At 62.0% G+C, this 18,214-nt stretch carries 20 protein-coding genes and 1 pseudogene; 13 read left to right on the forward strand and 8 right to left on the reverse strand.

Annotated elements, in window-relative coordinates:
• Window position 1: 1 nt before the first annotated feature.
• Window positions 2-1,249: a diaminopimelate decarboxylase gene (lysA, locus tag ACZYR5_RS05610; protein WP_489088813.1), complete on the reverse strand. Its 1,248-nt coding sequence runs from the start codon at window positions 1,247-1,249 to the stop codon at window positions 2-4.
• A 9-nt stretch (window positions 1,250-1,258) separates the two neighbouring features.
• Window positions 1,259-1,441, reverse strand: coding sequence for an LPS translocon maturation chaperone LptM (lptM, locus tag ACZYR5_RS05615; RefSeq protein ID WP_489088812.1), 183 nt, complete (start codon window positions 1,439-1,441; stop codon window positions 1,259-1,261).
• Window positions 1,442-1,680: 239 nt separating this feature from the next.
• Between lptM and cyaY the strand changes: the two genes are divergently transcribed.
• The 3 genes from cyaY to rnk all read left to right on the forward strand — a co-directional run bounded on the left by cyaY (window position 1,681) and on the right by rnk (window position 2,790).
• Window positions 1,681-2,013 (forward strand): iron donor protein CyaY, encoded by a 333-nt coding sequence (gene cyaY / locus ACZYR5_RS05620; protein ID WP_489088811.1) that lies wholly within the window; start codon window positions 1,681-1,683, stop codon window positions 2,011-2,013.
• Window positions 2,014-2,017: 4 nt separating this feature from the next.
• Window positions 2,018-2,236: a DUF1289 domain-containing protein gene (locus ACZYR5_RS05625; RefSeq protein ID WP_489089053.1), complete on the forward strand. Its 219-nt coding sequence runs from the start codon at window positions 2,018-2,020 to the stop codon at window positions 2,234-2,236.
• Between the two features lie 143 nt (window positions 2,237-2,379).
• Complete coding sequence (gene rnk / locus ACZYR5_RS05630) at window positions 2,380-2,790, forward strand: nucleoside diphosphate kinase regulator (RefSeq protein ID WP_489088810.1); 411 nt, start codon at window positions 2,380-2,382, stop codon at window positions 2,788-2,790.
• 7 nt (window positions 2,791-2,797) lie between these two features.
• On the opposite strand, the gene ACZYR5_RS05635 is transcribed toward rnk, so the two are convergent.
• The 3 genes from ACZYR5_RS05635 to ACZYR5_RS05645 form a co-directional block, all read right to left on the reverse strand.
• Window positions 2,798-5,647: a class I adenylate cyclase gene (locus ACZYR5_RS05635; RefSeq protein ID WP_489088809.1), complete on the reverse strand. Its 2,850-nt coding sequence runs from the start codon at window positions 5,645-5,647 to the stop codon at window positions 2,798-2,800.
• A 183-nt stretch (window positions 5,648-5,830) separates the two neighbouring features.
• Entirely contained in the window at window positions 5,831-6,082 is a 252-nt protein-coding gene (locus ACZYR5_RS05640; RefSeq protein ID WP_489088808.1) for a TIGR02647 family protein, read from the reverse strand.
• A gap of 181 nt (window positions 6,083-6,263) precedes the next feature.
• Window positions 6,264-6,548, reverse strand: coding sequence for a hypothetical protein (locus ACZYR5_RS05645; RefSeq protein ID WP_489088807.1), 285 nt, complete (start codon window positions 6,546-6,548; stop codon window positions 6,264-6,266).
• A gap of 123 nt (window positions 6,549-6,671) precedes the next feature.
• On the opposite strand from ACZYR5_RS05645, the gene ACZYR5_RS05650 reads away from it, so the two are divergent.
• Window positions 6,672-7,340, forward strand: a complete 669-nt coding sequence (locus ACZYR5_RS05650; protein WP_489088806.1) for a glutathione S-transferase family protein — start codon at window positions 6,672-6,674, stop codon at window positions 7,338-7,340.
• 92 nt (window positions 7,341-7,432) lie between these two features.
• On the opposite strand, the gene argH is transcribed toward ACZYR5_RS05650, so the two are convergent.
• On the reverse strand, window positions 7,433-8,827 hold the full coding sequence (gene argH / locus ACZYR5_RS05655) for an argininosuccinate lyase (RefSeq protein ID WP_489088805.1): 1,395 nt from the start codon (window positions 8,825-8,827) through the stop codon (window positions 7,433-7,435).
• Window positions 8,828-9,181: 354 nt separating this feature from the next.
• Here argH and ACZYR5_RS05660 point away from each other — a divergent pair.
• The 8 genes and pseudogenes from ACZYR5_RS05660 to rsd form a co-directional block, all read left to right on the forward strand.
• Window positions 9,182-9,313, forward strand: a pseudogene (locus tag ACZYR5_RS05660) (sensor histidine kinase); the annotation flags it as partial.
• On the forward strand, window positions 9,310-10,056 hold the full coding sequence (locus ACZYR5_RS05665; RefSeq protein WP_489088804.1) for a LytR/AlgR family response regulator transcription factor: 747 nt from the start codon (window positions 9,310-9,312) through the stop codon (window positions 10,054-10,056). The pseudogene ACZYR5_RS05660 and the gene ACZYR5_RS05665, both read left to right, overlap by 4 nt.
• A gap of 138 nt (window positions 10,057-10,194) precedes the next feature.
• Window positions 10,195-11,136, forward strand: a complete 942-nt coding sequence (gene hemC, locus ACZYR5_RS05670; RefSeq protein WP_489088803.1) for a hydroxymethylbilane synthase — start codon at window positions 10,195-10,197, stop codon at window positions 11,134-11,136.
• A complete protein-coding gene (locus ACZYR5_RS05675) occupies window positions 11,133-11,897 on the forward strand; it encodes a uroporphyrinogen-III synthase (protein ID WP_489088802.1) in 765 nt (254 codons plus the stop codon). Before hemC ends, ACZYR5_RS05675 begins: the two co-directional genes overlap by 4 nt.
• A gap of 16 nt (window positions 11,898-11,913) precedes the next feature.
• Window positions 11,914-13,050, forward strand: a complete 1,137-nt coding sequence (locus tag ACZYR5_RS05680) for a uroporphyrinogen-III C-methyltransferase (RefSeq protein WP_489088801.1) — start codon at window positions 11,914-11,916, stop codon at window positions 13,048-13,050.
• Window positions 13,047-14,285: a heme biosynthesis protein HemY gene (locus ACZYR5_RS05685; RefSeq protein ID WP_489088800.1), complete on the forward strand. Its 1,239-nt coding sequence runs from the start codon at window positions 13,047-13,049 to the stop codon at window positions 14,283-14,285. The genes ACZYR5_RS05680 and ACZYR5_RS05685 overlap by 4 nt, the downstream gene beginning before the upstream one ends.
• A gap of 231 nt (window positions 14,286-14,516) precedes the next feature.
• A complete protein-coding gene (locus ACZYR5_RS05690; protein ID WP_489088799.1) occupies window positions 14,517-15,068 on the forward strand; it encodes a disulfide bond formation protein B in 552 nt (183 codons plus the stop codon).
• A 177-nt stretch (window positions 15,069-15,245) separates the two neighbouring features.
• Window positions 15,246-15,704: a sigma D regulator gene (gene rsd, locus ACZYR5_RS05695; RefSeq protein ID WP_489088798.1), complete on the forward strand. Its 459-nt coding sequence runs from the start codon at window positions 15,246-15,248 to the stop codon at window positions 15,702-15,704.
• Between the two features lie 63 nt (window positions 15,705-15,767).
• Here rsd and ACZYR5_RS05700 read toward each other — a convergent pair whose 3' ends face one another.
• Entirely contained in the window at window positions 15,768-16,433 is a 666-nt protein-coding gene (locus tag ACZYR5_RS05700; RefSeq protein ID WP_489088797.1) for an FKBP-type peptidyl-prolyl cis-trans isomerase, read from the reverse strand.
• 192 nt (window positions 16,434-16,625) lie between these two features.
• Here ACZYR5_RS05700 and ACZYR5_RS05705 point away from each other — a divergent pair, with 192 nt between their 5' ends.
• On the forward strand, window positions 16,626-17,720 hold the full coding sequence (locus ACZYR5_RS05705; protein WP_489088796.1) for an AlgP family protein: 1,095 nt from the start codon (window positions 16,626-16,628) through the stop codon (window positions 17,718-17,720).
• Here the strand turns inward: ACZYR5_RS05705 and ACZYR5_RS05710 are convergent.
• Entirely contained in the window at window positions 17,717-18,181 is a 465-nt protein-coding gene (locus tag ACZYR5_RS05710) for a TIGR02444 family protein (protein ID WP_489088795.1), read from the reverse strand. The genes ACZYR5_RS05705 and ACZYR5_RS05710 overlap by 4 nt on opposite strands.
• Window positions 18,182-18,214: the final 33 nt, after the last annotated feature.

An 18,214-nucleotide genomic window follows, 5' to 3' on the forward strand; every position in this document is an offset into this window, starting at 1 on the left:
GTTACTCCGGCAGCAGGCTTTCGCCAGCGAACAACTCGGCTACCGTCTCGCGGCGACGCACTTCAAATGCCTGATCACCGTCCACCAGCACCTCGGCGCAACGGCCGCGGGTGTTGTAGTTGGAACTCATGACAAACCCGTAGGCACCGGCCGAATGCACAGCCAGCAGGTCGCCTTCTTCCAGCGCCAGTTGACGGTCCTTGGCGAGGAAGTCACCGGTTTCGCAAATCGGCCCGACGATGTCGTAGGCACGTGCTGCGCTATCGCGTGGGCGCACGGCGGTGACGTCCATCCAGGCCTGGTACAGCGCCGGGCGGATCAGGTCGTTCATCGCCGCGTCGACGATGGCGAAGTCCTTGTGTTCGGTGTGCTTGAGGTACTCGACCTGGGTCAGCAGTACGCCGGCGTTGGCCACGATGAAGCGGCCGGGCTCGAACACCAGTGCCAGATCGCGACCGTCGATACGCTCGCGCACCGCCTTGATGTAGTCGCCAGCCAATGGCGGCTCTTCATCGCGATAACGCACGCCGAGGCCGCCACCGAGGTCGATGTGGCGCAGGTAGATGCCGCAGTCGCCGAGACGGTCGATCAAGCCCAGCAGGCGATCGAGGGCATCGATGAACGGTGGCAGAGTGGTCAGTTGCGAGCCGATGTGGCAATCGACGCCGACCACTTCCAGGTTGGGCAGTTGGGCGGCACGGATGTACACGTCTTCGGCATCTGCAATCGCGATGCCGAACTTGTTTTCTTTCAAGCCGGTGGAAATGTACGGGTGGGTGCCGGCGTCGACGTCCGGGTTGACGCGCAGGGAGATCGGTGCGCGAACACCCAGCTCGGCAGCCACTACCTGCAGGCGCTCCAGCTCGTCGGTGGATTCGACGTTGAAGCAATGCACGCCGACTTCCAGGGCGCGGCGCATGTCGTCGCGGGTCTTGCCGACACCGGAGAACACGATCTTGTCAGCCTGGCCGCCTGCAGCCAGTACACGTTCCAGCTCGCCACGGGAGACGATGTCGAAACCGGCGCCCAGGCGCGCCAGGACATTCAGCACGCCCAGGTTGGAGTTGGCCTTGACCGCGAAGCAGATCAGGTGCGGCGTGCCCGCCAGTGCATCGGCATAGGCCAGGTACTGGGCCTCGATGTGCGCGCGGGAGTAGACGTAGGTTGGCGTGCCAAAGCGCTCGGCGATGGCGGACAAGGCAACACCTTCCGCGAACAGCTCACCGTCACGGTAGTTAAAAGCGTCCATGATGTTCCCTTAGTAGGTGCTGCTGCTGTTGCTGTGGTCATGGGATTTTGCCTGCGACGACTTGGCCTGCTCATCGGCAGGCTTGCTGTCATCGGGCAGGTACAGCGGACCTTTCTGGCCGCAGGCCGACAACAGGCAGGTAAAAGCGACGAGTGACGCGAGCGCAGCAACGGAAGAGATCAGGCGCTTCATGGCGAAATCCTTGAAAATGCGTTAATTGCGCCGGAGTATACCGGCCACCCGGCAGCTTGCCTATGCGACGGGCCACCCGTCTGGCGGGGCTTTGCCCATCGCCACTGATCATTCCGAGGGCGTCGGGTGGTTATTGTGCAAGCGTCTGCGGTGCTTGAACGTTATCCTTTGCAATCGCCCCGGCGCGTCCGTATCTTGCGGCGCTTGAGCGCAAGTAGACACTTTTCGAGGTTGCCGCAATGAGTTTGACTGAAGCCCGTTTCCACGACCTGGTCGATGCCACCCAGCAGACCCTGGAAGATATTTTCGACGACAGCGAGCTGGACGTTGACCTGGAAAGCTCGGCGGGTGTGCTGACTGTCAAGTTCGAAGGCGGCAGCCAGTTGATTTTCAGTCGCCAGGAACCATTGCGTCAGCTGTGGTTGGCGGCCGTATCCGGCGGTTTCCATTTCGACTACGACGAGGAAAGCGAGCGCTGGATGTGCGACAAGAGCGAAGAGCAGTTGGGTGAAATGCTCGAGCGTATCGTCAAGCAGCAGGCCGATGCCGACCTCGATTTCGAAGGTCTGTGAAGTCGTGACCCAGGCCGCCTCGGTTCGCCCGCCCAAGCCGCTGTTCAGCAATGTCAGCCCGGCCGTGCCGTCGCCTTGCACCAGTGTCTGCCGGCTCGACGAGCAGAAGGTCTGCATCGGCTGTTTTCGCCACGTCGAAGACATACGCGAGTGGCGTTCGGCGGATGACCAGCGACGCCGGGTGATTTGCCAGCAGGCGGCGCAACGCCGCAGTACGAGCTGAGTCGGGCTGCCGATGGCTTGTATATTTTTTGAGCTGTGATAGTGTCCGGTTACGCCTCAACTCATCGAGGCGCGTGAAAACCCCGCCTATTTTTTGGCGGGGTTTTGCTTTTTTCGTGCAGAAGAAAGGAGTCTGCCTGAATCATGACCGCACCTTCCATCACCCTTACTCGTCTGGACGTACAGCGTCTGGAACGCCTGATCGACGGCCTGGATGAAAAGCTTCCGGGCGTGATTGCGCTGCAAACCGAACTGGATCGCGCCGAAACGCTGGTCGGTCACGATGAGGTGCCTGCCGACGTGGTCACCATGAACTCGCGGGTGCATTGCCGGGAGGAAAGCAGCGGCAAGGATTATCACCTGACCCTGGTTTACCCCAAGGATGCCAACGCCGACGAAGGCAAGATTTCCATTCTTGCGCCCGTGGGCAGCGCCCTGCTGGGCCTGAAGGTGGGTCAGCACATCGACTGGCCGGCACCTGGTGGCAAGACCCTGAAGTTGACCTTGCTCGAAGTGGAAAGCCAACCGGCCAATGGCGGCGCTTTTCCAGAGTGATTACGCTTTAAACCTGTTCGAGCGCCTTGTTCAATGCGCGCTCCAGGTCTGCCTTGTAGCGCAGGTAAAGCTGGCTTGAGCCTTGCCCGTCACCGGGCAGGCCCGACAGGTCGAGGTCGGTGATGTAACAGCGATACGGCTGGACTTCACGACGTTGCTCGACAATTGCCTGCGCGACCACCGCAAACAGTACGTCGCCGTGTTCCAGCTCGCTGAACTCCCGCTGATTGCAATACAAGGTGACCTGCACCTTGCCGGGCGCGGCCTTGCCGACAATTGCCTGGACTTCGTAGAACGGCTTGTCCGCGGCGCTCTGTGGCGCTTGCCGCGCCTCGACCCGGCGCGCCCGGCCGACACCCGAAGGCAGCAATTGGTAGTACAGCGTGTCCAGCGCCGTCGCTGATGGGCTGGTATCCATGGGCATCAGCGCTTCGCGGCGATACAGGATCGACTGCAGGAAACGTTGCAGCGGCAGCAGCAGGCTGGTTTCGTCGTGGAACGGCTGCTGCTGTCGCCACAGCACATTGAATTCATCGAGCACGTACAGCTCGGCCGCTCTGTCGTAGAGCCGGTAGAACACCTGGATGCACCCCGGCAGCCCCATGGGCAGGATGAGCGCCAGGTCCTCATCATCGAGGGCCATCGGGTCCAGGTGCAGCGGGCTGTACTGCTTCTGCTCCTTGCCCAGGTAGTCCAGCAGGGCCGGCAGGTTGGCCAGGGCGACATGCCGGACCTGTCCCGGCACCAGTTCCAGCACGTGGTAGCGCTGCTGGACCTGAATCAGATAGCGGTGATTGAGCCCGCTGAGCAGCAGGTTATGCGCGGTGTCGAAGACCTCTTCCACCCGTTGAGCGATGAACGGCGCCCGGTTATGACAGAAACAACGCACCCGCAGCTGCGGCTGTCGGGCGTCCTGTGGCAGCTCGTTGAGGTAGTCACGCAGGCAGTCGAGCAGGGCATGTGGACCGTCGTGGCGGCTGACCAGCACTTCGTTCCAGCTGTTCAGCGTGACCCGGTCGAGGGTCAGCACCAGGTTTTCGCGCACGCCGGCATAGCTCAAGGAATCCGTGCGCTCGGTCGTCATCAGGATGTTCAGTTCGCGATGCTGTTTGAGCGGGTCGAGTCCCACGTTCACCAGAATCAGCACTTCGCTGGGCACGCTGGCACGTAGCAGCTGTTCTTCGTCGACCATCGGCAAGGGCAGGGCAACGCTCTGTTGCAGGCTGCCCAGCAGGTTGAACAGTTCGAATTCGCTCAGATCGCTGCTGCCGGGGTGCAGTGCCAGGCGCGTGCTGCTGTCGATCACGCCGTTGCGATGGCTCCAGGTGAGTAATTCTAGGAGCTGCCGGCTGCGCTTGATCGGTGAGAAATGCTCCCACTCCAACTTGCTCAAGCTGCCGTTGTACAAGCCCCAATGGCTTTGCCCTGGCTCGTTCTTGTCGCGGGACTGCACCAGCGTCAGGGTGTCCTCGGCCAGGTCCGGGGCAATCCCCGGGTTGATCACCTCGACCTTGTCGGCCTTGCGCTCGAAGGCCGCATAGAGCCTGCGCCCGAGTACCTTGAGGTCGCGTTGGTTGAGCAGGCCGACGCTCTGTTCGTTGCGGGCAAACTGGCTCAGGAAGCGATAACTGTAATTGAGCTCGCTGACCAGCGCACGACGCTCGGCGCTGACCTGGCGGACTTTCCATTGGCTACGACTGTCGAGCATCGCCAGTTGCCGCTGATCCCAGTGCCACTCGCGAGTCAGGCGCTCGAGCAATTGCCGCTGCCAACTGTTGCTGCGCTGCCGGCCGAGGCCGGTGAGCTTGCGGTTGACCTTGAGGTACAGGGCGCGCCGCACCAATTCCAGGCGCTCCGGTTCGCCCCGGGCCATCAGGTATTCCTCGATGCGCCGGTAGACCCCGATGTAAGGGTCCAGCTCATCGAGGTCGAGACGGTTGGCGAACACCGCCTGCTTGAAGCGCAGGCTCAGGCATTCGACGCGCGGATGTTCGCTGGCGTAGACCTCGATCAGCAGCAGTTTGAGCACCGACTTGTAGGGCGACTCGATGCCCTTGAACAGCTGCCACAGCCCGGCGCCGATGAACTCGCCGGGGGGAATATGCGCCAGATGGCCAAGGTCCAGGGTTTCGTCGGCGCGGATAAAGCGCTTGGACAGCAGGGTGTGGGTGTACAGCTCGTAGCCGGCTTCTTCGTACACCGGCACCAGCCACCAGATCGGCGTCCGCCCGGCCAGCCAGATTGCGGTGCGGTAAAACTCATCCAGCAGCAGGTAGTGCTGGGTGGTGCCGCAGTCTTCGGAGCTGAGTTGACTGTCGCGCTCACCGCGGACGAAACGCTGGGCGTCGATCAGGAAAAAATGCACTTCGGCGCCCTGGCTCGCGGCCCAGGCTTCCAGTAGCTGGCATTTTTTACCGAGCTCGGCGACTTCGTTGTCCGTCAGGTCCGGGGCGTGGCAGACCCACACGTCCATGTCGCTCTGGTCGGCCTGGGCCAGGGTGCCGAGGCTGCCCATGAGAAACAGGCCGTGAATGGGCCGCGGTGGATTGCCAAGGCGGGTCTTGTAGGAAAACGAGCGGGTCAGGCGCTGGGCTTCGGCAAGCGCACTGGCGTCGGGCTCGAAGTTCGACAGCCCGGCGGGCGTGCTGCTCGAGACATAGCCGGGCAGCAAGGGATGATTGACGTGAAAAAACAGCGGCAGCAGTTTCAGCACGACTTGCTGGCGTGGCGACAGACCTTCCTCGGCGCGTGCCAGCCGGCCTTCATTGAGCTTGAGAAAGCGCGCACGCAGTTGTCCGAGGACCTTGCGATCGATGCCCTCATCCAGGTCGGGGCGGATTTCGTGGGTGCGGGTCATGTCAGCTTGAACCGGCTCGTAGTGAACGAACGTGGGAAGTCTCGGGACGGGAGCCAGTCTACAGCTTCGCCGGCATGACTTTTAAGCTGATTGTTGGTTTCTGGCGTCAGATTTCTACCAGGGGGCGACAGTCGGCCCGCGGAAATCCCGTCACAGGGGTTTCCGTGGGCGATACGGGTGTCGTTATGCGGGTTCTTTGGCTGATGTGGTCAGGATGGTCAGTACGGTCTGCACACTCTGCGCGGCGTCACGTCCCAGGCTGGTCAGGTAACCGCCATCAGGTTGATCGGTCAGTTCTTTTTCATATAGGCGTTGTGCAGCGGCAATCGCTTTCGGGGCAGCGGTCTGATGAATTTTCAGGCCTTCCTGGGAACTGTCCAGGTTGAAGAGTGCAAGGATTTCCAGTTCGGCAACCAACTCAGGGGTAAGCGACATAAGGACTCCAGACTTTCTAGGAATAAGACTCAAGCGCCCCTAAGGTGAACTCACTGGGCTTGGCTGTCCAGTGTTGGCTGAGAGCATTTCGTCGCAGATCAGCGAGGTGCCCGCCGGCCTTGCGTGCGAACTCGCTCCCGACGCTGCACAGGCAGCGTGGGGTGGGAGCGTTCGACTCACATCAGGATTTTTCCGGCGGCAATTCGGGCAGGGCGCGCAGAGCGGTTTCATACCATTCGGTGTTGAACGCGCGGTCCTCTTCAAGGATGGCGTCGATTTCGTACGCCAGGACATGGGCCATCATATTGAGAATCTCGTCACGCTCGTAGCCGACCAGGGTCAGTTTGTTGAACGTCGCCTTGGCTGCTGGCGGATTGTCGCTTTCGATCTGGTTTTCGATCGCTTCGACCAGCGTGGTTTCGGCGAACTCTTCTTCGTCGGTGTCGATATCGGTTGGCTCGCTCATGGCAGGCTCCTCAAGGAAAGAGCGCCAGTTTACCTGCATTCAGCCCACTGATGCTGCTGGCAAGAATCCCCCACGGGATCTATAAACAGGCACTGCCCACCCCGCACGGCCTGGAGGCTTGTGATGCTCAAACTTTACGGATTCGCCGTCAGCAACTACTACAACATGGTCAAGCTGGCGCTGCTGGAAAAAGGCCTGCCGTTCGAAGAGGTCAGGTTTTATCCGACGCAGTCGCCAGAATCGCTGGCGATCAGCCCGAGGGGCAAGGTGCCGGTGCTGGGTACTGATCAGGGCTACATCAATGAAACTGCGGTAATCCTTGAGTACATCGAGAGCAGCCAGGCGGGCAAGCCGCTGCTGCCGACCGAGCCGTTCGAACGGGCGCAAGTGCTGGCGCTGGCCAAGGAAATCGAGCTGTACATCGAACTGCCGGCGCGCGCCTGTTATGGCGAGGCGTTTTTCGGTGGGGTTGTGCCAGAGCCTATCAAGGAAAAAGCCAGAAATGAGCTGCTGCTGGGATTTGCAGCCCTGGGCAGACACGGCAAATTTACCCCCTATGTGGCGGGCGACAGCCTGAGTCTGGCTGATCTGTATTTCCTGTACAGCGTGCCATTGGCCTATGGGGTGGGGAAGAAGTTGTTCGGGATTGATCTGCTGGCCGAGTTGCCGCAGGCGAAGGCGTTGCTGGAGTTGCTGGAGTTGCTGGAGCAGGACCCGTATGTGCAGAAAGTTGCGGCGGACAAGGACGCGGCGATGCCGGAGTTTTTGGCGATGATTGCTGCCAAGCAGTAGGACTTTGCTGGATTTTAGATGGCGTTCGCTGGCAAGCCAGCTCCTGCAGGTGTGTGACATTGACCTGTGGGAGCGGGCTCGCCGCGAAGCTTTTAGCGGCTGGCCAACAACGCCTGGCCGCGCACCACCGCCAGCTTCACCTGTGCCGGCGCAGTACCGCCGATATGGTTGCGGGCGTTCACCGAGCCTTCCAGGGTCAATACGGCAAATACGTCCTGCTCGATCTGGTCGCTGAACTGACGCAGTTCTTCCAGGCTCATCTCTGCCAGGTCCTTGCCGCTCTCTACGCCGTATTTCACCGCGTGGCCGACGATTTCGTGGCAATCACGGAACGGCAGGCCGCGGCGCACCAGGTAATCCGCCAGGTCGGTGGCGGTGGAGAAGCCGCGCAGGGCCGCTTCACGCATGATGGCGTGCTTGGGCTTGATCGCCGGGATCATGTCGGCAAAGGCCCGCAACGAATCGCGCAGGGTGTCGGCGGCGTCGAACAGGGGTTCCTTGTCTTCCTGGTTGTCCTTGTTGTAGGCCAGCGGCTGGCCCTTCATCAAGGTCAGCAGACCCATCAGCGCGCCGAACACCCGGCCGCTCTTGCCGCGTACCAGCTCCGGCACGTCCGGGTTTTTCTTTTGCGGCATGATCGAGCTGCCGGTGCAGAAGCGGTCTGGCAGATCGATGAACTGGAACTGCGCGCTGGTCCACAGCACCAGTTCTTCGGAGAAGCGCGACAGGTGCATCATCGCGATGCTGGCGGCGGCGCAGAATTCGATGGCGAAATCGCGATCGGACACGTTATCCAGCGAGTTGCCGCCGACGGCGTCGAAGCCCAGCAGTTGCGCGGTCAGCTCACGGTCGATCGGGTAGGTGGTGCCGGCCAGCGCGGCGCTGCCCAGGGGCATGCGGTTGGTGCGTTTGCGGCAGTCGACCAGACGCTCGTAGTCACGGCTGAGCATCTCGAACCACGCCAGCATGTGATGCCCGAAGGTCACCGGCTGGGCGGTTTGCAGGTGGGTGAAGCCCGGCATGATGGTCTCGGCTTCACGCTCGGCCTGCTCCAGCAGACCTTTTTGCAGGCGGGTGATTTCAGCGAGGATCAGGTCGATCTCGTCACGCAGCCACAGGCGGATGTCGGTGGCCACCTGGTCGTTGCGGCTGCGACCAGTGTGCAGTTTCTTGCCGGTGACGCCGATGCGGTCGGTCAGGCGCGCCTCGATGTTCATGTGCACGTCTTCCAGGTCGATGCGCCAGTCAAAGGTACCGGCTTCGATTTCGCCCTGGATGGTGTTCAGGCCGTCGATGATGCTGTCGCGCTCGGCATCGGTCAGCACGCCGACCTTGGCCAGCATGGTGGCATGGGCGACGGAGCCCATGATGTCGTGGCGATACAGGCGCTGGTCGAAAGTGACGGAGGCGGTGAAGCGGGCGACGAAGGCGTCGACGGGCTCACTGAAGCGGCCGCCCCAGGACTGATTGGTCTTGTCAGTGCTCATGAATTCGCTCGTGATCGGCTGAAGGAGAATGGCGTAAAAACCTGCGGCGGATAATAACAGGGTTGCCAATCCTGTCGGTGACGCCGGTCGACAGGTTTTTGCTGTTTTGCGCGGTCGCGCAGCATGGGTCGTCAGCGGGAATGCGCAACGATATTTGTCAATTGCCGACGGTTGGTACGGCGAGCGTCTACAGTTGGACGATAGGGGCCGCGTGATTGTGCGATTCAGGCGCGCGCCGGTCCGACTCCAGGCCGACAGTTGAAGAGCGCGGGGGTGTGAAGAGTGGCTATCGATAATGCCTGCGGTGCTGCCTCGTCAGGACTGGGTTTTCACACCGTCGCACCGACACCGATAAATATTGCTGTCCGACGTGCGGCACTTTTTGGCGCTCGCGCTAGTCTTAGCGTGGATCGCGGTGACGGATGTCACTTCACCTGTCTACGCTATCCTTGTGCGAGACTCACGCAGGAATCCAGCGCAATATGAATGTCCTGATCGTTGATGATGAACCCCTGGCCCGCGAGCGCCTGAGCCGTATGGTCGGTGAGCTCGAGGGGTACAGTGTCCTGGAGCCCAGCGCCACCAATGGCGAAGAGGCATTGGCCCTGATCGACAGCCTGAAGCCCGATATCGTGCTGCTCGACGTCCGCATGCCCGGCCTCGATGGGCTGCAAGTCGCCGCCCGACTGTGCGAACGGGAAACCCCGCCGGCAGTAGTGTTCTGCGCCGCCCAGGATGAATTTGCCATCGCCGCCCTGCAAGCCAGCGCCGTGGGCTACCTGGTCAAGCCGGTGCGTTCGGAGCAACTGCTGGACGCCCTGAAAAAAGCCGAGCGTCCCAATCGTGTGCAACTGGCAGCCCTGACTCGGCCGGCAGCCGAAAGCGGCAGCGGCCCACGCAGTCATATCAGCGCCCGAACCCGCAAAGGCATCGAACTGATTCCATTGGCCCAGGTGGTCTATTTTATCGCCGACCACAAATACGTGACGTTGCGCCATGAAGGCGGCGAGGTCCTGCTCGACGAGCCACTCAAGGCCCTGGAAGACGAATTCGGCGACCGCTTCGTGCGGATCCACCGCAATGCGCTGGTGGCGCGAGAGCGGATCGAGCGGCTGCAGCGGACGCCGCTCGGGCATTTCCAGCTGTTTCTCAAAGGCCTCAATGGCGATGCGCTGATTGTCAGCCGGCGTCATGTCGCGGGCGTGCGCAAGATGATGCAACAGCTTTAAGCCGAGGTTCGCGCGTAAATTCTGCACCCTATTGCCGGGCATGTGAGGCCAGGGAGGCCACGTTGCCCCTGATACAAGTCAAAGCGAATTTGGCTGAGCTGTTATCATCCGCCGTATCTATTCAGTACGGATTGATCCATGTCCCCTCGCGAAATCCGCATCGCTACCCGCAAAAGTGCCCTGGCCTTGTGGCAGGCCGAATACGTCAAGGCTCGTCTGGAGCAGGCTCATCCCGGCCTGATCGTGACGCTGGTGCCCATGGTCAGTCGCGGCGACAAGCTGCTCGACTCGCCGCTGTCGAAAATCGGTGGCAAGGGCCTGTTCGTCAAGGAACTGGAAACCGCGCTGCTTGAAAACGAAGCCGACATTGCCGTGCACTCGATGAAAGACGTGCCCATGGACTTCCCGCAAGGCCTGGGCCTGTACTGCATCTGCGAGCGCGAAGACCCGCGCGACGCGTTCGTCTCCAACACCTACGCCAGCCTTGAGGCGCTGCCCCAGGGCAGTGTGGTGGGTACCTCCAGCCTGCGTCGCCAGACTCAACTGCTCAGCCGTCGCCCAGACCTGCAGATCCGCTTTCTGCGCGGCAACGTCAACACGCGCCTGGCCAAGCTGGACGCCGGCGAGTACGACGCAATCATTCTTGCGGCGGCCGGCCTGATTCGCCTGGGCTTCGAAGATCGCATCAGTTCCTCGATCAGTGTCGACGACAGTCTGCCTGCCGGTGGCCAGGGCGCGGTGGGTATCGAATGCCGCAGCGCCGACAGCGAAATCCACGCCCTGCTGGCGCCACTGCATCATCAGGACACGGCGACCCGCGTGACTGCCGAGCGCTCGCTGAACAAGCACCTCAACGGTGGCTGCCAGGTGCCGATTGCCTGCTATGCCGTGCTCGAGGGTGAGCAGGTCTGGTTGCGTGGCCTGGTCGGCGATCCCAACGGCAGCCAACTGCTCAATGCCCAGGCTCGAGCCCCGCGGGGCGATGCCGAGGCCTTGGGCGTGAGAGTTGCCGAAGACCTGCTGAACCAGGGGGCCGACACGATTCTGAAAGCGGTCTACGGTGAGGCGGGGCACGAGTGACAGGCTGGCGCCTGCTGCTGACGCGCCCGGCAGAAGACTCTGCGGCGCTGGCAGTTTTTTTGGCACAAGAGGGGATTTTCAGCAGCAGCCTGCCGCTTTTAGAAATGGCGCCGATTGCAGCCTCTGCGACAATGCGCGACGTGATCGAGCACCTGGATCGCTATTGCGCGGTGATCGTGGTCAGCAAGCCGGCCGCCCGCATGGGGCTGGCGCTGATCGCGCCGTCCTGGCCACGCTTGCCGTCCATGCAGTGGTTCAGTGTCGGCGCGGCAACGGCGCAGGTGCTCCAGGAGCACGGCCTGCAGGTCAGCTTCCCGCAGCAGGGCGACGACAGCGAAGCCTTGCTGGCGCTGACGTCGTTGAGCGAGGCAATCGCCCGACCCGACGCCCAGGTGTTGATCCTGCGTGGGGAGGGCGGGCGCGAGCTGCTGGCTGAGCGATTGCGCGAGCGAGGTGCTAGTGTCGATTATCTGGAAGTCTATCGGCGCGGCTTGCCGTCCTATGCGCCCGGCGCCTTGCTCGAGCGGATATCGGCGGAACGCTTGAACGGCCTGGTGGTCAGCAGTGGACAGGGTTTCGAGCACTTCCAGCAATTGGCCGGTGACAGCTGGCCGGCGCTCGCGCAGTTGCCCTTGTTTGTGCCCAGTCCCAGGGTTGCCGAAATGGCGCGAGCGGCAGGCGCCCAAATAGTTGTGGATTGTCGTGGTGCCAGTGCCACGGCTTTGCTGACGGCGTTGCGGGATACCCGCCCCGTTTTCTAATGCAAAGGATGGATACGTGAGCGAAACAGCCTTGCCCAAAGATGACCTGCAACCCGCGCTCGACGCGCCGGTTGAACCCGTAAACAACCCAGCCCCGCGCCGCGGCAATGGCTTGGCGCTCGTGGCGTTGCTGGTCGGCGCTGCGGGTGTTGCCGTCGGCGGCTGGGGTGTCTGGCAGGTGCGCACGCTGCACACCAGCACCCAGCAACAATTGGGGCAGTTGCAGGCCCTGGGTGACCAGGCGCAGAGCCTCAAGCTCAACGAGCAGCGCCTGTCGGCACGCCTGGAGCAGTTGCCGGCCGCCGAGGAACTGGAAGAGCGTCGCCGCCTGGTCGCGCAGTTGCAGGGCGACCAGCAGCGTCTCAATCAGCGTCTGGAAACCGTCCTCGGCGCGAGTCGCAAGGACTGGCGCCTGGCCGAGGCCGAACACTTGTTGCGTCTGGCCAGTTTGCGCCTGTCGGCATTGCAGGACATCAGCAGTGCCCAGGCGCTGGTCCAGGGTGCAGACGAAATCCTTCGCGAGCAGAACGATCCGGGCTCCTTCGCTGCGCGTGAGCAGATTGCCAGGAGCCTGGCGGCGTTGCGCAGCACCGAGCAGCCAGACCGTACCGGTCTGTTCCTCAAGCTGGGAGCGTTGCGTGATCAGGTGACCGAGCTGACCGAGTTGGCGCCGGAATATCACGATCGCGGTGAGTCCCTCCTCGGCCTGACCGCCGATGGCGATGGTGCCAGTCGCTGGGCGCAGTGGTGGGATCAGATCTCGCGCTACATCCGCATCGATTTCGGCGCCGACAAGAACATCCGTCCGTTGCTCGCCGGCCAGAGCCTGACCCAGGTCCGCCTGGCCTTGAGCCTGGCGCTGGAGCAGGCGCAGTGGGCCGCGCTCAACGGTCAGGCGCCGGTCTATACCCAAGCGCTGGCAGAGGCGCGCGATGTGCTCAAGGGCAGCTTCAATCAGGACAACCCGCAAAGCAAAGTCATGCTCGAGCAGATTGGCGAACTGAGCCAGCAGCCGGTCACGGTGATCACCCCCGACCTGGCGACCACCCTGAGCGCGGTCCAGGGTTACCTCGAGCGTCGTAATGTGAACGCCGAGGAGTCGGTCAAACCCGCCGCCAAGGCTGCCGGAGCCACGCCGGAGACCAGCCAATGAAACGTCTGTACATCATTGTGTTCCTGGTCATCGCGGCCGCCGGAGCCCTGGGTCTGGCGATCGCCCAGCACGCGGGTTACGTGCTGATTGCCTACGACACCTTCCGCTACGAGTCGAGCCTGTGGGCCACCTTGCTGTTGATCGCTGTGATCTGGCTGGTGCTGTGGGGCATCAAGGCGTTGATCGAGTTGGTGGCGGTTTCCAGTGGCGTGGTCAATCCGTGGTCCAACCGCAATCGTAGCCGACGGGTGCAGGTGGCCATCGAGCATGGTCAGCTGGACCTCGCCGAAGGTCGCTGGGCCAGCGCCCAGCGCCATCTGCAGCGCGCCGCCGAAGCCGAGCGCCAACCGCTGCTGTACTACCTCGGTGCTGCCCGCGCAGCCAATGAACAAGGGCGCTACGAAGAATGCGACAGCCTGCTGGAGCGCGCACTGGAGCGCCAACCACAGGCCGAATTGGCGATTGCCTTGAGTCATGCGCAATTGCAGACCGACCGCGGCGACACCGACGGTGCCTTGACCACGCTGGTGGCCATGCACGAGCGTCATCCCCATAGCGTGCAGGTCCTGCGTCAATTGCAGCGCCTGCATCAGCAGCGTGGCGATTGGTCTTCGGTGATCCGCCTGTTGCCCGAACTGCGCAAGGACAAGGCGCTGCCCGCCAGCGAGCTGGCGGAACTGGAGCGGCGCGCCTGGGGTGAAAACCTCAGCCTCGCGGCACACCGGGAGGAAAGCGGCGCCGTGGGTCTGCAGTCACTCAACCGCGCCTGGCAGCAGCTGACTTCCGCGCAACGCCAGGAGCCGCAGCTGGTGCTGGCCTACGCCGAACAATTGCGCCAGCTGGGCGCCGAGGTCGAGGCCGAAGAGGTCCTGCGCACGGCGCTCAAGCGTCAGTACGACAGCCACCTGGCACGTCTGTACGGCTTGTTGCGCGGCAGTGATCCAGCACGCCAGCTGCAAATCGCCGAGACCTGGTTGAAGGAGCATCCCAACGACCCTAGCCTGCTGCTGACCCTGGGTCGGCTGTGCCTGCAAACCAGTCTGTGGGGCAAGGCCCGGGACTATCTGGAGAGCAGCCTGCGCCTGCAGCGTAATCCCGAGGCCTGTGCCGAACTGGCCCGCTTGCTGGCGCAACTGGGCGATACCGAGCGCAGCAACCAGCTGTTCCAGGAAGGCCTGGGCTTGCTCGACGAGCGCCTGCTGGCCTCGCCACTGCCCGTACCGGCACGCGTGTAGGAATTTGAGCAATCAGGCTCGCCGTAAGGGGCGAGCCTGTGGCTTGAAAAATGACGCGACGGCATCGCTTTGTACGTCGCAGGCAAAGTCTTACAAGGTACTACGCACAGTCCTGTCCACACTGTCGGGATTTCCCTACGTTCGCGTCGAAGTCCTGAAGCTCACCCGTCTTGAAAGGCCGCAGCGCTTTCCTCTACCGTAATTGCCTGTCCCTTCCTCTACGGATAAGCCATGTCATTGGCCTGCTCACGCTCGTTGTTTTTCATGGCTTTCCTGGCGGGGGCCGTGGTCCTGGGCGCATCGTATTATCTGGAGTTTGCCGTCGGTCTCGAGCCCTGTGGCCTGTGCATGTTGCAGCGCCTGTGCCTGTTGCTGTTCATGCTGGTGTGCATGGTCGCCGCGTTGCATGGGCCGAAGTACCTGGGCAGTGGCCTGTATTGGCTGGCCAGTCTGGTCTGCGCCATCGCCGGCATGGCCTTCGCATGGCGCCAGGTGCTGCTGCAGAGCGACCCGGTCGAACAGTTGGTGGCCTGCTCACCGGACGCTCAGGGGTTTTCCAGGGATATGCCCTTGCTTTGCCTGCTGCGGCAGATGTTCGAGGGGACTGTCGATTGCGCGCGGATCTCCTGGTCATTGTTCGACTTGAGTATTGCCGAGTGGAGCCTGATGTTTTTTGTCGCGGTGTCGATCCTCGCGACTTATCAAACCCTGCGACTGGTCTGCCATGGGTGCCAGCGACCGTTCAGCGACGAGTCGTCGCACCGCGGCCCGGACGGCGATTAAACACTTGTATGAACTTTCTCTCCTGCGTACCTTGAAGCAGTTGGCGTGCGAGCATAATCTGGCCCGCACGCGTCATTGGATTTATGTTGCTCGACGGTGCTTCGCCTGGCCGAACCTTGATACTCAAGTCTTGCGGCAAGCGCGGGCGGCATTACCCTTAAGGGAAGAGAGATCACCATGCTCGAAAGTTGTCAGAATGCTCAAGAACGCTGGGGTGGAGTGCATCTGCTGATCGATCGCTGGTTGCAGGAGCGTCACGAACTGGTTCGGGCCTATGATGCTCTCGGCGCCAAGCCTGAGTCCTTGAGCAAAGAGCAAAAGCCCTTGCTGGAGTTCTGTGGCGTTCTCGTCGATTACGTATCGGCGGGCCATTTCGAAATCTACGAACAGCTCACCGGCGAGGCCAAGGCCTTTAACGACAAGCGTGGCCTGGAACTGGCCGAGACCCTCTATCCGCGTATCGATGTCATCACTGAAAAGCTGCTGGCATTCAACGATCTGTGCGACGAAGGCAAGTGTGTCGCCGAGAAATTCAAGGAACTGGGTGGTTTGCTGCACGAGCGCTTCGAGCTCGAAGACTGCCTGATTGAAGTGCTGCACACGGCGCACAACGAAGAAGCTCCGGCACAAGCCTGAGTCTGATCGGCAAGCCCCCTGAAACGGTGCGCATGACGCACCGTTTTTTATTTCAGTGGCTGTTCAGCCAGTGGCGCCCAACAGTTCCACCTCAAAAACCAGCGGCGTAAAGGGCTCGATCAGATCGCCCGCCCCCTCGGCGCCATAGGCTTGCGCAGAAGGGATGACCAGCCGCCATTTCGCACCCACCGGCATGTCTTTCAGCGCCGTGCGCCAGCCAGGGATCACGCTGTCGAGACTGAACCATTGCGCCTGGTCGTTCTGGTCGAACACGCTGCCGTCGGGCAGCCGGCCGATGTAGCGAACCTGAACCTTGCCGTGGGCACCCGCGGTGTTGCCGTGACCTGCCGTCAACTCCGTCAGCAGAATGCCGTCGGCCAAAACCCTGACGCCGGGCCTGGCTTTTTCCGCGGTTAAAAAGCGCTGCTCTTCCTGCAGCGCGATTTCACTTTTCGGTTGGCTGGGCGGCTCGGCCATGTGCGCTTCATGCGCAGCCAAAAGCTGTTCGATGCGTTGGTCGTCGAGCGCCAGGGGTTTGCCTTGGTAAGCCTGCTGCAGGCCCTCGAGCAGCGCCTGAATCTGCAAGTCCGGAACATCCTGGCGCAAGCGTTCGCCCAAGCTCGCACCGAGGCTGTAGGCGAGATCGTGGGCGTCATTCTGCGTGGTTTTTCCTGCGGCCTGGGCCATCGAAAAAACCACGCACAAAGGTAAAAAAAGCAAACGCGACATGGGCGCTCTCCGGCTTGGAATGCGCTGGATTATGCCAGCGTGAAGGGCGTGATCGCAGAACTGCTTTGCACGCGAGCCAGAACATTTTCCGTTTCGTGCAACCCATGGCAATCGATACTGTCAACATGCCCTAGCGGCGGTAGCAGCAGAGGTCTAGTATGAGCCGCACTCACGTCAGCCAGGAGGTAAACCATGTCGGCCAATAAGAAGCCTGTAAATACTCCGTTGCACTTACTCCAACAGCTTTCGGGCAGCCTGCTCGAGCATTTGGAAACTGCTTGTTCGCAAGCCTTGGCTGATGCTGAAAAACTGCTCGCCAAACTGGAAAAACAACGCGTCAAGGCGCAGGAAAAACTGCACAAGTCCCGGACCAAATTGCAGGACGCCGCCACGTCCGGTAAAGCCAAGGCACAAGCCAAGGCCAAGGGCGCGGTCAAGGAGCTGGAAGACCTGCTCGATGCGCTGCAGAAGCGTCAATCCGATACCCGTAACTACATCCTGCAACTCAAGCGCGATGCTCAGGAAAGCCTGAAGCTGGCGCAAGGTGTAGGTCGCGTCAAAGAGGCTGTTGGCAAGGCATTGACTCTGCGTGCTGCCAAACCTGCAGCTGCGGCAAAAAAACCGGCTGCCAAACCTGCAGCCGCCAAGGCGCCTGCCAAGACCGCTGCCAAGGCACCGGCTAAAGCTGCAGCGGCCAAGCCTGCTGCGAAGACAGCAGCTGCCAAACCGGTTGCTGCCAAGCCTGCCGCAAAAGCCGCTGCCAAACCTGTGGCGAAAACGGCCGCAGCCAAACCTGCAGCCAAACCTGCAGCGACCAAGCCTGTGGCCAAAACCGCCGCGGCAAAACCGGCCGCCAAAGCTGCTGCCAAACCTGTAGCCGCCAAGCCCGCCGCCAAACCGGCAGCTACCAAAGCTCCAGCCAGGACTGCGGCAAAACCAGCGGCTAAACCTGCTGCTGCCAAGCCTGCTGCAGTTGCCAGTGCTGCGAAACCGGCCGCCAAGCCTGCCGCCAAACCAGCTGCGGCAAAACCGGCTGCCGCCAAACCCGCTGCCGCCAAACCAGTGGCCAAACCTGCTGCAAAACCAGCGGCCAAACCGGCAGTGAAAAAGCCCGTCGCGGCTAAACCGGCTGCTGCCAAACCTGCCGCCGCACCGGTCGCTGCCAAGCCCGCGACCCCTGCACCGGCTGCCTCGCCTGCACCCGCCGCCGCATCGGTAGCCAGCACGCCTGCCGCAGCGCCGGCACCGGTAGTCAGCGCCACCAGCACCCCGACCAGCGCTTCCTAAGCCACGGTCAACGCGACGCGCAGCTGATGCAGCGCGTCGCGATCAAGGTTGGCGGCGTCCGCCGCCATACCTTCCAGCCACGCACCCAAGTCATTCGCTTGAGCCGTTGGCCACTCCCGCACCGAATGCTCCAGACGCAACAACAACTGTCGCTCGGCTTCAAGCTCGAGGGTTTTGACTTGCGTACGCAGGGCACTCAGTGGTGCATCGGCAATGGCCGCTGTCTTCCATTGTCTGCGCAGTTCACGCAGGGGTTGGATCACCTCGCTGTACCAGGGACCTGCCAGTTGCTGTAGTTGCTGCAAGCGTTGACGGTTGCAGGCGACACCCCGTTGGCCAAGCCAGGCCGCACACAACAACAGGCACACGTTGGCACCGGCGTCCTGCATTCGCAGGCAGGCGTCTTCCACGCCCGCTCTTGCGTAGGTGTCGAGGGAAAAGCTCCACAGGTCAGAGGACATAGTGCTACTCGCGCCAGTTGCGAGCGAAGCTGG

This window comes from Pseudomonas sp. F007 (assembly GCF_057814275.1).

What these genes read in the sequence shown, in the direction of transcription:
- ACZYR5_RS05640 (WP_489088808.1), bottom strand. Translation starts at nt 6,082, where the DNA reads ATGTCGCTTACCCCTGAGTTGGTTGCCGAACTGGAAATCCTTGCACTC.
- ACZYR5_RS05710 (WP_489088795.1), bottom strand. Translation starts at nt 18,181, where the DNA reads ATGTCCTCTGACCTGTGGAGCTTTTCCCTCGACACCTACGCAAGAGCG.
- ACZYR5_RS05690 (WP_489088799.1), top strand. Translation starts at nt 14,517, where the DNA reads ATGTCATTGGCCTGCTCACGCTCGTTGTTTTTCATGGCTTTCCTGGCG.
- lptM (WP_489088812.1), bottom strand. Translation starts at nt 1,441, where the DNA reads ATGAAGCGCCTGATCTCTTCCGTTGCTGCGCTCGCGTCACTCGTCGCT.
- lysA (WP_489088813.1), bottom strand. Translation starts at nt 1,249, where the DNA reads ATGGACGCTTTTAACTACCGTGACGGTGAGCTGTTCGCGGAAGGTGTT.
- hemC (WP_489088803.1), top strand. Translation starts at nt 10,195, where the DNA reads ATGTCCCCTCGCGAAATCCGCATCGCTACCCGCAAAAGTGCCCTGGCC.
- ACZYR5_RS05650 (WP_489088806.1), top strand. Translation starts at nt 6,672, where the DNA reads ATGCTCAAACTTTACGGATTCGCCGTCAGCAACTACTACAACATGGTC.
- ACZYR5_RS05635 (WP_489088809.1), bottom strand. Translation starts at nt 5,647, where the DNA reads ATGACCCGCACCCACGAAATCCGCCCCGACCTGGATGAGGGCATCGAT.
- cyaY (WP_489088811.1), top strand. Translation starts at nt 1,681, where the DNA reads ATGAGTTTGACTGAAGCCCGTTTCCACGACCTGGTCGATGCCACCCAG.
- ACZYR5_RS05700 (WP_489088797.1), bottom strand. Translation starts at nt 16,433, where the DNA reads ATGTCGCGTTTGCTTTTTTTACCTTTGTGCGTGGTTTTTTCGATGGCC.
- rnk (WP_489088810.1), top strand. Translation starts at nt 2,380, where the DNA reads ATGACCGCACCTTCCATCACCCTTACTCGTCTGGACGTACAGCGTCTG.
- ACZYR5_RS05685 (WP_489088800.1), top strand. Translation starts at nt 13,047, where the DNA reads ATGAAACGTCTGTACATCATTGTGTTCCTGGTCATCGCGGCCGCCGGA.
- ACZYR5_RS05665 (WP_489088804.1), top strand. Translation starts at nt 9,310, where the DNA reads ATGAATGTCCTGATCGTTGATGATGAACCCCTGGCCCGCGAGCGCCTG.
- rsd (WP_489088798.1), top strand. Translation starts at nt 15,246, where the DNA reads ATGCTCGAAAGTTGTCAGAATGCTCAAGAACGCTGGGGTGGAGTGCAT.
- argH (WP_489088805.1), bottom strand. Translation starts at nt 8,827, where the DNA reads ATGAGCACTGACAAGACCAATCAGTCCTGGGGCGGCCGCTTCAGTGAG.
- ACZYR5_RS05705 (WP_489088796.1), top strand. Translation starts at nt 16,626, where the DNA reads ATGTCGGCCAATAAGAAGCCTGTAAATACTCCGTTGCACTTACTCCAA.
- ACZYR5_RS05645 (WP_489088807.1), bottom strand. Translation starts at nt 6,548, where the DNA reads ATGAGCGAGCCAACCGATATCGACACCGACGAAGAAGAGTTCGCCGAA.